The following is a 12,969-nucleotide window of genomic DNA, read 5'->3' on the forward strand; positions in this document are numbered from 1 at the left end:
GGATCGTCAAGACATCGATATGCGCGGACATCCGGCCCTGGTGGCCACCGCCGCCGGCCCGCGGATCACGAGTACATCAGGTGCAGCGTCATCCCGGCGTCGGCGTGCGCGAGGTTGTGGCAGTGGTTGGCCCACATCCCCGGGTTGTCGGCCCGGAACGCCACCTCCCAGACGTCGCCGGCGCGTACGTCGAAGGAGTCCAGCCACAGGGGACTGCCGGTCGCCGGCCTCCCGTTGCGGGTCAGCACCAGGACGTGGTGCCCGTGCAGGTGCCACGGGTGCACGATCTGGGACCGGTTCACGATGGTGAACGCGACGACGTCGCCGCGGCGGACGACCTGGGACGGGATGTCCGGGTCGGCCGCACCGTTGACGGTGTGGGCGTACCGGGGGAGCAGTCCGCGCAGGTCGAGGCCGCGGTCGAGGACGAGGGTGAACTCCTTGTCGGTGCGCGACCACGGCGCCGGGGCGGCCGCGCCGTAGCCGAGCGGATCCAGCACCGGCCAGGCGTCGGTCGCCGTCGACACCGGCCCGGTGGAGTAGACCTCGCGCCCGTCGACGAACAGCGCCACCGGCGTGGCGGGCGCGGTGAACACCAGGTCGTAGCGGCCCCCGGCCGGGATCAGCACGGCGGTGTCCACCAGCGGGGTGGGGCCGCGCAGGTCGGAGCCGTCGATCGCGGCGACCCGGAACGGCGTGCCGGCCAGGGCGTACCGGTGCGTCGTGCTGTCGGTGTTGATCAGCCGCAGCCGCACCGCCACCCCGGCCCCGACCGGCTCCGTTCTCGGCGCGGGCAGCGGAACGCCGGACAGGGTGTGCACCGGCACCGTGACGTCGACCCCGGTCACCGGCGCCGGGCGCACCACCAGCACACCGTAGAGCCCCTTCCGCACGCCGACGTCGGACGCCGAGTGCGTGTGGTACCAGTACGTCCCGACCTGGTCGGCCCGGAACCGGTAGACGAACTCCTGGCCGGGCAGCACCGCCGCCTGGGTCACCCCGGGCACCCCGTCCTGGCTGTTCGGCACGTCGTACCCGTGCCAGTGCAGGGTGACCCCGCGCGCGATGTCCCGGTTGCGCAGGGTCACCTCGAGGACGTCGCCGACGGTGGCGGTCAGCTCCGGCCCGGGCACCTGCCCGTTGAACGCCCACGCCGCGACGTCCCGGCCGCCGGCCTTCACCGTGGCGGTCCCGGCCGTCAGGGTGAACCGCCTGGTCGGTTCGCCGACCGGCGGCGCGTCCGGATACCGGTGGTCGTGCGGTACGGCCGGAGCGGCGCTCGGGGTGACGGCCAGCCCGGTCCCGGTCACCAGTGCCGCGGCCGCCACCGCGAGGGCCGCCCGGGACACCGCCGGGGACGGGCGGGAACCGAGCAGGCGCCAGGTGGCCGCGGTCGCCGCGACGACCCCGGCGACCGCCAGCAACCCGACACCCGGCGACGCCGGATAGCCGTGCAGGACCGTCACGAGCAGGCCGCCGCTCGCGGCGTACCCGGCGAAGAGGAGCGGTACCGCGACGGACCGGATGTCGGCCGGGGCCCGCACCAGCCGCGGCCCGGCGACCACCACCCCCGCGAGCGACAGCGGCGCGGCGATGAGCACCTTCTCCGCGGCGAACCACCAACCGGCCCGGGCGAGCGCGGTGACCGTGGCCGCGCGGGCGAGCGTGGCGAGCAGCGCCAGGGCGGCCAGGCCCAGGGCGAGCGGTCGGCGCCGGGCGGCCGCGGCGGCGCCGCCGCCCAGCCAGCCGGCGGCCGCGAGGACCGCGATCACCAGGTCGGCCGCGAGCAGCGAGCCGGTGGTCATGCCGGCTCCCCTTCCGGTACGGCCACCGCGGTGGCGTCGGCCGGCGCCGGCTGGGCCAGCTTCCGCGCGGCCTGGAGGACGGCGACCACCACGTGTACGGCGATGATGCCGTTGAGCGCGTGCAGCCCGGCGACGGTCAGGCCGAACGGCGTGCTGGCGCCCGCGGCGTCGGTCAACCCGTTGGCGAGCCCGGCGATGAGCGCCTGGAGCACGACCAGGCCCAGCGGCAGGGCCGCCAGTGCGACGACCCGGCCCGGCGCCTTCGCCAGCGCGGCGAACAGGATGGTGAGCAGGGTGAGGACGGGGATGACCGCCATTCCGGTGACGCTGTGCAACGTGTACGCGTCGTCGCCCGCTGGCTTCGTGAACGCGCCCACCGCGGCGAAGATGAACTGCAGGGCGAACGCGACGAGCGACCCGGTGCTGGCGATGACGAAGGCCTTGCGCATGGTGGACTCCTAGCGGTGAGCGGGGGACAGTGCCTGGGCGACGTGCTCGGTGGCGGTGATCGCGCCGTACGCGACCAGCCGCACCAGATCGGCGTCGTCCGGATGGGAGTAGCGCCAGAGCGCGACGTCGCCGGGGCTGATCGCGCTGGGCGCGAACGCCGCCAGCAGCGCGATCCGCGTGCCGACCCGGTCGGTGCCGGGCACGTCCCGGACCAGGTCGACGGCCCAGTCCGCGGGCCGGTTCGGGTACCGTCCGTCCTCCCACCGCACGGTGGCGGTGACGGTCTGGCGGGCCACGTCGCCCAGGAGTTCCCCGCCCCGGGTGGCGGCGTCCGTCAACGCCGCGTACGCGACGCCGACCGGGCTGTCGCCGGCCCAGGCCGGCGCCGGGGAGCCGGCGTCCAGGAGCGGGAGGCTGCCGCCGGGCTCCCTCGGCTCCCGGGCCGCCCGGGCGTAGAGCCGGCCCCCGACCGACCGCACCAGCGGGGAGCGCTGCAGGCCGCCCGGCAGCAGGTCCGGATCGAGCAGTGCCGAGACGATCCGGTTGATGAAGTGGAAGGCGAGCAGGGTGCCGGTGACCTCGGGGCGGTACTCGCTGGTCCAGTCGGCGGCCCGGGGGTTCCGGCTGGCCTCGGCCCAGGTGACCAGCTCGACGTGCCTCGGCTCCGATGGCATCCCACCCCGGGCGATCACCTCGGCCAGCTCGTGCTCGCCCAGGGCGTGCAGCAGCAGCACGTGCGCGTCGACACAGAACCGGCAGCGGTTGGCCCGGGACACCGCCGACGCGACGACCTCGCGGTCGACCCGGGACGCGTCCCCGGCGAGCAGGGCCTCGCGCATCAGCGCCCAGGTCGCGGCCTGCACCGCCGGCACGGCCGAGAGCGCCTGGAAGGTGGGCACCGGGCCGAGGAACTCGTCGCGCAGCTGCCGGTAGACCGCCGCGCTGAGACCGGTCGCGGCCTTGACCGGAGCGGGGGTGAAGAAGCGGTATGTCATGGCGTCGATGCTCGTCGCCGGGGGCGGGGAAGGCGTCGTGCCGCCGCAGGCACCTGCCCGCCACCGATACCGCGTCCGCGGTACGCCTCGGCTACCGCGGACGGGGGATGCTCCCCGCTGACGGCCGCTCTACAGTTCGATCATGCGCCGCGATCTGCCGTACGCCCTCAGCGGCCTCGCCCTCGGCGGCCTCCTGCTCGGCAACGCCGCGCTGGCGCCGGACGCCGCACCGGTCGGGGCGCTCGACGTCGCCCTGGTCCTGGTCATGGCGGCGGCCCTGGCGGTGTGCCGGCGCTACCCGGTGCTGGCGCTGAGCGTGGTGACCGCCACCATGCTGGCCCTGCACCTCCGGGTACACGCCGGGGTGTCCGCCGCGTTCCCCGTCCTCGGCACGGTCTACCTCGCCGCCTGGCGCGGGCACCGGGCGGCCGCCGCCCTGGCCAGCGTCGTCTTCCTCGGCGGCTTCCTGGCCCGCGACTTCTCGGTCGCGCCCGCCGACCGGCCCAGCCAGCAGATCGCCGAGCGGAGCGCCCTGCTGCTCGGCTGGTTCTTCGCGGCCAACGTCGCCGGGCTCGTCGCGCGGCAGCGCCGGGCGTATCTGGAACAGGTCGAGCAGCGGGCGATCGAGGCCGAGCGCACCCGCGAGGAGATGGCGTTGCGCCGCGCCGGGGAGGAGCGGCTGCGCATCGCCCGCGACCTGCACGACTCGCTGACCCACAGCATCTCCGTGATCAAGGTGCAGGCCGGGATCGCCGTGCACCTGGCCCGCAAGCACAACGAGGAACCCTCGGCCGCGCTGCTGGCGATCCAGGAGGCCAGCGGCGCCGCGATGCGGGAACTGCGGGCGACGCTGGACGTCCTGCGCGCACCGTCCGACGGGGACCGGATCGGGCTGGCCCGGGTGGACGAACTCGCCGAGCGGACCCGGGCGGCCGGCGTACCGGTGCGGGTGACCGTCACCGGTACGCCGCGGGACCTGCCCGCCGAGGTCGACCAGGCCGGCTATCGGGTGATCCAGGAGGCGCTGACCAACGTCGCCCGCCACGCCGGCCCGGCCACCGCGCAGGTCCGCATCGAGTACGCCCCGGAACGGCTGGCCGTCGCGGTGGACGACGACGGCCGGGCGTCGCCGGACCGGCCGGTGACCCCGGGGGTGGGCCTGCGCGGCATGCGGGAACGGGTCACCGGGCTGGGCGGGACGCTGCGGACCGCCCCCCGCGACGGCGGCGGGTTCGCGGTACACGCCACGTTTCCGCTGGACGGTCTTGCATGATCCGGGTGCTGCTCGTCGACGACCAGGCGCTGATGCGGGCCGGATTCCGGGCGCTGCTCGACGCCGAGGACGACCTGGAGGTCGTCGGCGAGGCCGCCGACGGCGCCGCGGCCGTGGAGCTGGCGCGGCGGCTGCGGCCGGACGTGGTGCTGATGGACGTGCAGATGCCGGGACTCGACGGCATCGAGGCCACCCGGCGGATCGCCGCGGCCGGGGACCTGGCGGCGGTCCGCGTCCTCATCCTCACCAACTACGGGCTCGACTCCTACGTCTTCGCCGCGCTCCGCGCCGGCGCCAGCGGGTTCCTCCTCAAGGACGCCGACCCGGCCGACCTGCTGCAGGCGATCGCCGTGGTGGCGCGCGGCGACGCGCTGCTCGCCCCGACGGTCACCCGCACGCTGATCAGCGAGTTCGTCGCGGGACCGCCGCCGGCCGACCCGGCGGCCGGGCGCGACGTACTGACCGCCCGGGAACAGGAGATCGTCGAGCTGGTCGCCCGGGGGCTGAGCAACGACGAGATCGCCGAGCGCATGGTGATCAGTCCGTTGACCGTCAAGACCCACGTCAACCGGGCGATGATGAAGCTGCACTGCCGCGACCGGGCCCAACTGGTCGTGTGGGCGTACGAGTCGGGGCTGATCTCGCCCCGCCGCCGGTGACCCGACCCGTGGGAGCGACCAGTGCGCGTCAGCATGGCGACCAGCGCCGGTAGGGCCGGCCAACCGAACGAGGACTTCGTCGGCGCCGTCCCCGGGGCCGTCGTGCTGCTGGACGGTGCCGGCATCCCGGGCGCCGGGTCGACCTGCCGCCACGGTGTCGCCTGGTACACCCACCGGCTCGGCGGCGCGCTGCTCGGCCGGCTGTCGCGCGACGACGGGCGGGACCTCGCGGCCGTCCTCGCGGCCGCGATCGCGGAGACGGCCGACGGCCACCGGGACACCTGCGACCTCGCCGACCCGAGCAGCCCGCAGGCCACCGTGGCGATCGTCCGCGCCCACCGGGGCCGGCTGGAGCATCTCCTGCTCGCGGACTCCTTCCTCGTCCTCGACCCGGTCGGCGGTGGCCCGCGGGTCGTCACCGACGAGCGTGAGGTCGCCGCGCGGCGGATCTGCGCGGCGCCCCTGGACGGCGTCCCCCGGGGAACCCCGGAGTACGACCGCGTCCTGGACTCCTGCCGCCGGGCGTTGCGGGCCCGGCGGAACCAGCCGGGCGGCTACTGGATCGCCAAGGACGACCCGCGCGCGGCCGAGGAGGCGGTGACCGGCAGTCAGCCCCTCGCCGACCTGGCCGGCGTGGCGCTGCTCAGCAACGGCGCGAGCCGCATCGTCAGCCCGTACCGCCTGACCGACTGGCCGGGCGTGCTGGATCTGCTCCGCGTCGCCGGGCCGGCCGAGGTCGTCCGCCGGGTGCGGGAGGCCGAAGCCGGCCCGGGCCCCGACGCGCCGGCCCCGGACGACGCCACCGTCGCGTACTGGACCCACCCGTCCGGCCCCGGGGCCGACGACCTGCCCTGAGTGCCCGAGCTGCCGGGGCGCCCGTTGGACCAGCGTGTCCAGCGTCGGAGCCGGCGGTGCGCTACGGCGCCTGCTGGGCGCCGACCGCCCGGCCCATGCGGGTGACGGCCTCGGTGAGCACCGCGGGGGTGGTGGCGAAGTTGAGCCGTACGAAGCCGGTGCCGCCGGTGCCGAAGACGTGCCCGGAGCTGAGCGCGACCCGCGCCCGGTCGAGGAACATCCTCGCCGGCCCGGCGAGGTCGCTGGCCACGCCGGGTTCCCCGGCCGGCGGCTCGGTGTCGACGCCGAGCCCGGTGCAGTCCAGCCAGGCGAGGTAGGTGCCCTCGGGGCGGCGGTAGCCGACCGACGGCAGGTGCTTGGCCAGCAGCGTCTCCAGCAGCGTGCGGTTGGCGTCGAGGCCGTCCAGCAGCAGGTCGAGCCATCCTCCGCCGCCGCGGAACGCGGCGGTGTGCGCGAGGATGCCGAGGTGGCTGGGGCCGTGGCCGACCTCCTCCGGCATCCGGGCGAGGTCGGCGGCGGCCCGTGGCCCGGCGATCGCGAGCGCCGCCTTGAGCCCGGCGAGGTTCCACGCCTTCGACGCGGAGGTCAGGGCGAACGCGTTCTCGGCGCCGGGCACCGTCAGGTACGGGGTGAACCGCGCCCCGGGCAGCGCCAGGGGAGCGTGGATCTCGTCGGAGACCACCCGTACGCCGTGCCGGTCGGCGAGTTCGGCGACCGCCTCGAGTTCGTCCCGGCGGTGCACCACACCGGTCGGGTTGTGCGGGTTGCAGAGCAGGAACGCCGGCCGGCGACCGTACTGCCGGGCGCGGCGGAACGCCTCGTCGAGGGCGGCGAGGTCGATGCGCAGGTCACCGCCGAGCGGGGCCTCGATCACCCGCCGGTCGGCGTGGCTGACGAACGCGTAGAAGGGCGGGTAGACGGGGGAGCAGACCACCACCGCGTCGCCGGGGTCGGTCACCAGCCGGAGCACCTCGACCACGCCCATCATCACGTCCGGGACGACGGTGGTGCGGTCGACCCGGAAGTCGTGCCAGCCCCAGCGCTCGGCGGCGAACCCGCCGAGCGCCTCGGCGTACGCGGTCCCGTGCGGGTAGCCGGTGTCGCCGAGGTCGATCGCCCGGCGCAGCGCGCCGGCCACCGCGGGAGCCAGGGGTACGTCCATCTCCGCCACCCAGAGCGGGAGGACGTCGGGCGGGTGCATCCGCCACTTCACGCTGGTGCGCTGCCGGAGGTCGTCCAGCGTCAGCAGGGTGAGCGGATTCTGTGCCGGGGAGCCGTCGGCGGTGGGGCCTGCCATGCCGCCAACCCTAGGCCGTGGCGCGCCGCCGCTGCCCGGGCGTGATCGAATTCATGACCCGTCGCCCCCGGCCGACCGCCCGTCGCCGAAGACGGAGACACGGGACCGATGGTGGCGCGGGGTCTCGATCTCGTCGACCACCGCCACCGCCAGGTCGGCGTACGACAGCTGCCCGGACTCCGGGTCGGGAGCCACCTCCCCACCGATCCGGTAGCGGCCGGTACGCGGACCGTCCACCCGCAACAGCACCGGTGGGGTGAGCATGAGCCAGTCGACAGTGGTGCCCGCCGCCCGGAGCCGGTCCAGGCCGGCGGTGTGGGCGAGGGCGAAGGGTCGCAGCTCGACGGGGAAGACGGCGGGATCGTCGAGCAGGAGCCGGCCGTGCGCGTCGGTGAGGTTGGCGAACAGGCCGATCACGACCAGCCGGGGCACTCCACCCCGGGCGAGGCCGTGCAGGAGGGCATCGGCGGCCTTGGCGAAGAAGTCCGGGTCGAGGTCGAGGGTGGCGAGCGCGGCCGGCCCGGACGCCGGACTGACCGCGTGGACCACGGCGTCGTGGTCGGGCACGATCGCGGAGACCGAGCGTGGGTCGGTGACGTCGCCGCGGACCGCGCCGGTGAGGTCGGGGTGCCGGTCCGGGTCCCGGACCACCGAGGTGACGCGGTGCCCCCGCCGGCGTGCCTCGGCGGCCACGGCGCGACCCGCCCGGCCGCCCGCTCCGAAGATTGCGATGCTGGACATGGCGGGACGCTAACCGGCGGGGGGCCGGTTACCGCAACGGAACTGGGGGAGGTTCGGGCGGTGACGATGCGGCTGGACGCGGACATGTTCGATCCGATGTGCCCGTCGAGTGCGCTGCCGTTCCAGGTCGGCGACAAGTGGACCGGGATGGTGGTGCGGTGCCTGGAGCACGGACCGCGCCGGTTCGGCGAGCTGCGGGCGCCGCTGCGGGCGGTCACGCCCAAGGTGCTGACCGAGACGCTGCGGGCGATGGAACGCGACGGTCTGGTCACCCGCACCGCCTACGAGGAGAACCCGCCGCGGGTCGAGTACGCGCTCACCCCGCTCGGCCGGAGCCTGTTGACGCTCATCGAGGCGGCCCGGGTGTGGACCAGGGAACACCTGCCCGACCTGCTGGCGGCCCGCGCGGCGTACGACGCGGGTGGGGCGCCTGCCGCACCGACCGGGTCGGGTGTCTCCGCGGCCGGGGTGGTCTCCGGTCCGCCCGACAACGCCTGAGGATGCCCGGCGGCGGCCGGTGGGCGGCCGGGACCGGGGCGGGCACGACCCCGGTCCGGGCCCGCCGTGATCGGTGGACCGCGTGCTCGCGGCCGGCGCGGGGTGGTCCATCATGTGCTGACCGCCGAGGAGGTCGCCATGTCCGTCCCGCACCGGGTGCCGCCCCCGGCTCCGCCGAGCGCCGAGGTCCGCCGCGCCGGGCCCGCGCCCACCGGCGATCCCGCCCGGCTGCGCGCGCGGGCCTGGGTCGCGGTGGTGCTGCTCGGCCTGGTCGGCCAGATGGCCTGGACGGTCGAGAACATCTACCTGAACCTCTTCGTCTACGACACCGTCACCGACGACCCGACGGTGATCGCCACGATGGTGGCCGCCAGCGCCGCCACCGCGACGCTGGCCACCCTGCTGCTGGGCGCGCTCTCCGACCGCCTCGGGCGGCGCCGGGCGTTCATCGCCGGCGGCTATCTGCTCTGGGGTGTCTGCACGGCCGCGTTCGGGTTCCTCACCGTGGGCGCGCTGGACGGCGTCGCGCCGGTGGCGAACGCCGTCCTGCTCACCGTGATCGCGGTGATCGCGCTGGACTGCCTGATGTCGTTCCTCGGCTCGGGCGCCAACGACGCGGCGTTCCAGGCGTGGGTCACCGACGTGACCCGGCCGGCCAACCGTGGCCGGGTCGAGGCGGTGCTGGCGATCATGCCGCTGCTCGCCATGCTGGTGATCTTCGGCGGCTTCGACGGGCTGGCCCGTGCCGGTGACTGGCGGACCTTCTTCCTGGTCATCGGCGCGGTGATGGCAGTGGCCGGCGTCGCCGCCTGGTTCCTGGTGCGGGAGAGCCCCGCCCTGGTCCGCAACGACGCCGGTTACCTGCGCGCGGTGGTCCACGGCCTGCTGCCGTCCGCGATGCGCGCCAACCCGCGCCTCTACCTGGCCCTGGCCGCCTGGTCGGTGTGGGGCGTCTCGACCCAGGTCTTCCTGCCGTACCTGGTGATCTACCTCCAGCGCTACCTGGAGGTCGAGGGGTACGCCCTGGTGCTCGCCACCGTGCTGGTGACCGCCTCGGTGGTCAGCGTGGCCTGCGGCCGGGTGATCGACCGGGTGGGCAAGGTCCGGTTCGTGCTCCCGGCCGCGGCGGTCTACGGCACCGGCCTGCTGCTGATGTTCCTGGCCCGGGGCACGCTGCCGGTGATCGGCGCCGGGATCGTGATGATGTCCGGTTTCATGCTGGTGCTGGCGCCGCTGGGCGCGCTGGTGCGCGACCACACGCCGCCGGGCCGGGCCGGTCACGTGCAGGGACTGCGGATGGTCTTCGCCATCCTGGTGCCGATGCTGGTCGGCCCGTACCTGGGCGCGGCGGTGATCAGCAACGCCGGCGAGACGTACCAGGACCTCGGCGTGGTCCGGCAGGTGCCGACGCCGGGCATCTTCCTGATGGCGCTGGCCGTGCTGGCGTTCATCGTCGTACCGGTGCTGGCGCTGCGCCGGCGGGACGGGAGGGCCGACGCGTGACGCTGACGACCCGGTGGGGCGAGGCCCTCGACCCCGACCAGGTGCTGCCCGAGTACCCGCGCCCGCAGCTGGTCCGGGACAGCTACCTCAACCTCAACGGCCGGTGGGCGTACGCCATCACCGACGACGCGCGGGAGCCGCAGCGCTACGACGGCGAGATCCTGGTGCCGTTCTCCCCGGAGGCGCCGCTGTCCGGCGTGGGGCGGCAGCTGCTGCCCGGCCAGACCCTCTGGTACCGCCGCACGGTGCGCCTGCCCGACGGTTTCCACCGGCCCGGCCACCGGGTGCTGCTGCACTTCGGCGCGGTGGACCAGACCTGCGCGGTCCGGCTCAACGGGGTGCCGGTGGGCGGGCGCACCGGCGGCTACCTGCCGGTGCGCTGCGACGTCACCGACGCGCTGCGCGAGGGCGAGAACGTGCTGGTCGTCGAGGTGCGCGACGACAGCGACACGAGCTGGCACGCGCGCGGCAAGCAGAAGCTGCGCCGGGGTGGCATCTGGTACACCGCGCAGTCCGGGATCTGGCAGACCGTCTGGGCCGAGTGCGTCCCGGCGGCCCACGTCGAGCGGCTCACCCTCACGCCGCACCTGGCGCAGGGCTGCGTCGAGGTGACAGTGCACGCCAGCGCGGAGGCCGGTGCCGCCGAAATCCGGATCCTGGCCGACGGCGCGGTGGTGGCCGAGGCGAGCGCGGTCGCCGGGACCGCCGTGCGGTTGCCGCTGCCCGCGGTGCGGCCCTGGACCCCCGAGGACCCCTTCCTGTACGACGTGACCGTCGACTACGGCGACGACCGGGTCCGCGGCTACGTCGGGATGCGCTCGTTCGGCGTCGGGCCGGACGCCGACGGGGTGCCGCGGCTGCTGCTCAACGGCGAGCCGTACTTCCACGCCGGGGTGCTCGACCAGGGCTACTGGCCGGACGGCCTCTACACCGCGCCGTCCGACGCCGCGCTGGTCGCCGACATCGTCGCGATGAAGCGGCTCGGCTTCACCATGCTGCGCAAACACATCAAGATCGAGCCACTGCGCTGGTACCACCACTGCGACCGGCTCGGCATGCTGGTCTGGCAGGACATGGTCAACGGCGGCACCGGGTACCGCCCGCTGGTGGTCACCGCGCCGGTGCTGACCCCGCTGCGGCTGCCCGACCGGGGCCGGTGGCGGCGCTGGTTCGGCCGGGCCGACGCGGCCGGGCGCGCGGAGTTCCGCGCCGAGCTGCGGGAGACCGTCGAGCACCTGCGCAACGTGGTGAGCGTCGCCGTCTGGGTGCCGTTCAACGAGGGCTGGGGGCAGTTCGACGCCGCCGAGGTGGCCCGGGAGGTGGCCGCCCTCGACCCGACCCGGACCGTCGACCACGCCAGCGGCTGGCACGACCAGGGCGGCGGCGACCTGCGCAGCCTGCACGTCTACTTCCGCCGCTTCCGGGTGCCCCGGCGGCGACCGGGACGCGACGCCCGGGCCCTGGTGCTCTCCGAGTACGGGGGTTACACGCTGCGGGTCGACGGGCACAGCTTCGGGCCGGCCGAGTTCGGCTACAAGCGGTACCGGGGCGCGGACGGGCTGGCCGAGGCGTTCACCCGGCTGCACGACGAGCAGATCGTGCCGGCCATCCCGGACGGGCTCGCGGCCACCGTCTACACCCAGCTCTCCGACGTGGAGGACGAGCTGAACGGCCTGCTCAGCTACGACCGGCGGGTGCTCAAACTGCCCGAGGAGGTCATCCGGCGGGTCAACGACCGGCTGCGCCTGCCCCGGCCCTGAGCCGCCACCGCCGGCCACGCCGGCGCTACCAGCGGTTGCGCGCCTCCTCGGCCCACCCGACCAGGCCGGCCAGGTCGACCCGCTCGCCGTCGTCGGTCGCCGCCCAGCCGGTGAAGTGCCCGAAACACTGGTGCGTCTCGTTGGCGAGCACCCCGAAGTTGGTCCGGGCGATCTTCTCGTGGAAGGGGTGGAACTCCACCGCCACCCGCTCGCCGCTGATCCGCCACGGCCGCAGCCAGTCGGTGCGGTCGTACTCCCAGCGCAGCTCGTCGCCGATCTTGTGCAGCCGGCCGTCGACGAAGAGGCCGTTCTCGGTCGAGCCGGTGCCGTCGGTCCACGTGCCACCGAGCTGGATCGCCCGGCCCGGGCCGCTGCCGGCGGCCCAGTTCCAGCGGATCGCGTACGGCCACCGGCCGCGACCGTGGTCGAGCACGGCGAAGGAGTCCGTCTCGGCGACCGGGTGCTCCACCCCGTTCACCCGCAGCGTGCCGCGCACCGGGCGGCCGACGTCCTTGACGGTGTACTGGAACCGGCGGGTGCTCCAGGGCACCACCACGGCGAGCGACTCGTGCCCCGCCGGCAGCGGCACCACCAGGTCGACCTCCAGACCCGGGGCGGTGGCGCGGATCGTGGTGCCCGACGGATCCTGGTCGATGTCGATGGCCAGCCCGCCGCCGCGGGCCCGCACCGCGCCGGCCCCGCTGACCGGCGGGAAGTGCGTGCCCCGGGCGAAGGGGACCGCCGCGTTGCGGTCGATCTCCACCTTCGTCGCCCGGTCGAGCACGTAGAGACCGTGCACGCCCGCGTAGTCCAGCGACGAGGCGACCAGGCCGACGATGTGGCCCGGGGTGACGATGCCCCAGTACTCCCAGCGCTTGGTGCGGCCCCAGCCACGCAGGTTCGCCCGGTGCACCGGCCGGCGGCTCCAACCCACCGCCGCCGGGTGCAGCCGCCCGTTCGGCAGGCACAGGTCGACCGGCTCGGTGATCTCCTTCTCGTGCGTCACGACGGCGAGGGTATCCCCCTGCGTCGCGCCGGCTCTCCGCCGGCAGGACGCGCTGCCGCGGTCTTGCTCGTGTCGGCTTGCGGCGGCCTCAGGCGATGGTGGGATCGGCAGCCATGGCGGCCCGCTC

At 75.0% G+C, this 12,969-nt stretch carries 12 protein-coding genes; 6 read left to right on the top strand and 6 right to left on the bottom strand.

Translation table 11 applies throughout. From position 1 onward, the window contains the following. Positions 1 to 65: 65 nt before the first annotated feature. The 3 genes from SM577_RS25330 to SM577_RS25340 are packed head-to-tail and all read right to left on the bottom strand — an operon-like array spanning position 66 to position 3,250. Positions 66 to 1,805 carry a multicopper oxidase family protein gene (locus tag SM577_RS25330; protein WP_474588146.1) on the bottom strand — a complete coding sequence of 580 codons (1,740 nt, stop codon included), beginning with the start codon at positions 1,803 to 1,805 and terminating at the stop codon, positions 66 to 68. After that, positions 1,802 to 2,254 (bottom strand): DUF6220 domain-containing protein, encoded by a 453-nt coding sequence (locus SM577_RS25335; protein ID WP_302917292.1) that lies wholly within the window; start codon positions 2,252 to 2,254, stop codon positions 1,802 to 1,804. Before SM577_RS25335 ends, SM577_RS25330 begins: the two co-directional genes overlap by 4 nt. Before the next feature lie 9 nt (positions 2,255 to 2,263). Then, the gene (locus tag SM577_RS25340; RefSeq protein WP_474588147.1) at positions 2,264 to 3,250 is read right to left on the bottom strand and encodes a carboxymuconolactone decarboxylase family protein; all 987 of its coding nucleotides are present in this window, start codon (positions 3,248 to 3,250) and stop codon (positions 2,264 to 2,266) included. Positions 3,251 to 3,392: 142 nt separating this feature from the next. On the opposite strand from SM577_RS25340, the gene SM577_RS25345 reads away from it, so the two are divergent. From SM577_RS25345 to SM577_RS25355, 3 genes are read left to right on the top strand one after another with little or no spacing between them, the layout of a single operon-like run. After that, positions 3,393 to 4,523, top strand: coding sequence for a sensor histidine kinase (locus SM577_RS25345; RefSeq protein ID WP_474581708.1), 1,131 nt, complete (start codon positions 3,393 to 3,395; stop codon positions 4,521 to 4,523). Continuing rightward, positions 4,520 to 5,182, top strand: a complete 663-nt coding sequence (locus SM577_RS25350) for a response regulator (RefSeq protein WP_302917289.1) — start codon at positions 4,520 to 4,522, stop codon at positions 5,180 to 5,182. The genes SM577_RS25345 and SM577_RS25350 overlap by 4 nt, the downstream gene beginning before the upstream one ends. A 21-nt stretch (positions 5,183 to 5,203) precedes the next feature. Beyond that, complete coding sequence (locus SM577_RS25355; protein ID WP_474581709.1) at positions 5,204 to 6,037, top strand: hypothetical protein; 834 nt, start codon at positions 5,204 to 5,206, stop codon at positions 6,035 to 6,037. A gap of 61 nt (positions 6,038 to 6,098) precedes the next feature. On the opposite strand, the gene SM577_RS25360 is transcribed toward SM577_RS25355, so the two are convergent. Next, a complete protein-coding gene (locus SM577_RS25360) occupies positions 6,099 to 7,334 on the bottom strand; it encodes a MalY/PatB family protein (RefSeq protein ID WP_302917287.1) in 1,236 nt (411 codons plus the stop codon). Positions 7,335 to 7,385: 51 nt separating this feature from the next. Continuing rightward, positions 7,386 to 8,075 carry an NAD(P)-dependent oxidoreductase gene (locus SM577_RS25365; RefSeq protein WP_474588148.1) on the bottom strand — a complete coding sequence of 230 codons (690 nt, stop codon included), beginning with the start codon at positions 8,073 to 8,075 and terminating at the stop codon, positions 7,386 to 7,388. A 66-nt stretch (positions 8,076 to 8,141) separates the two neighbouring features. Here SM577_RS25365 and SM577_RS25370 point away from each other — a divergent pair, with 66 nt between their 5' ends. From SM577_RS25370 to SM577_RS25380, 3 genes are all read left to right on the top strand, one after another. Further along, a complete protein-coding gene (locus SM577_RS25370; protein ID WP_474588190.1) occupies positions 8,142 to 8,573 on the top strand; it encodes a winged helix-turn-helix transcriptional regulator in 432 nt (143 codons plus the stop codon). Positions 8,574 to 8,711: 138 nt separating this feature from the next. Next, positions 8,712 to 10,076, top strand: a complete 1,365-nt coding sequence (locus SM577_RS25375) for an MFS transporter (protein WP_302917285.1) — start codon at positions 8,712 to 8,714, stop codon at positions 10,074 to 10,076. Then, positions 10,073 to 11,836 carry a glycoside hydrolase family 2 protein gene (locus SM577_RS25380; protein WP_474581710.1) on the top strand — a complete coding sequence of 588 codons (1,764 nt, stop codon included), beginning with the start codon at positions 10,073 to 10,075 and terminating at the stop codon, positions 11,834 to 11,836. Before SM577_RS25375 ends, SM577_RS25380 begins: the two co-directional genes overlap by 4 nt. 25 nt (positions 11,837 to 11,861) lie before the next feature. Here SM577_RS25380 and SM577_RS25385 read toward each other — a convergent pair whose 3' ends face one another. Next, the gene (locus SM577_RS25385) at positions 11,862 to 12,842 is read right to left on the bottom strand and encodes a DUF2804 domain-containing protein (protein WP_474588149.1); all 981 of its coding nucleotides are present in this window, start codon (positions 12,840 to 12,842) and stop codon (positions 11,862 to 11,864) included. Positions 12,843 to 12,969: the final 127 nt, after the last annotated feature.

This window comes from Micromonospora desertarenae (assembly GCF_056150265.1).

Bases quoted from the DNA above. Each gene is read 5' to 3' on its own strand.
- SM577_RS25360 (WP_302917287.1), bottom strand. From the start codon at position 7,334: ATGGCAGGCCCCACCGCCGACGGCTCCCCGGCACAGAATCCGCTCACC.
- SM577_RS25375 (WP_302917285.1), top strand. From the start codon at position 8,712: ATGTCCGTCCCGCACCGGGTGCCGCCCCCGGCTCCGCCGAGCGCCGAG.
- SM577_RS25345 (WP_474581708.1), top strand. From the start codon at position 3,393: ATGCGCCGCGATCTGCCGTACGCCCTCAGCGGCCTCGCCCTCGGCGGC.
- SM577_RS25370 (WP_474588190.1), top strand. From the start codon at position 8,142: ATGCGGCTGGACGCGGACATGTTCGATCCGATGTGCCCGTCGAGTGCG.
- SM577_RS25330 (WP_474588146.1), bottom strand. From the start codon at position 1,805: ATGACCACCGGCTCGCTGCTCGCGGCCGACCTGGTGATCGCGGTCCTC.
- SM577_RS25365 (WP_474588148.1), bottom strand. From the start codon at position 8,075: ATGTCCAGCATCGCAATCTTCGGAGCGGGCGGCCGGGCGGGTCGCGCC.
- SM577_RS25340 (WP_474588147.1), bottom strand. From the start codon at position 3,250: ATGACATACCGCTTCTTCACCCCCGCTCCGGTCAAGGCCGCGACCGGT.
- SM577_RS25335 (WP_302917292.1), bottom strand. From the start codon at position 2,254: ATGCGCAAGGCCTTCGTCATCGCCAGCACCGGGTCGCTCGTCGCGTTC.
- SM577_RS25350 (WP_302917289.1), top strand. From the start codon at position 4,520: ATGATCCGGGTGCTGCTCGTCGACGACCAGGCGCTGATGCGGGCCGGA.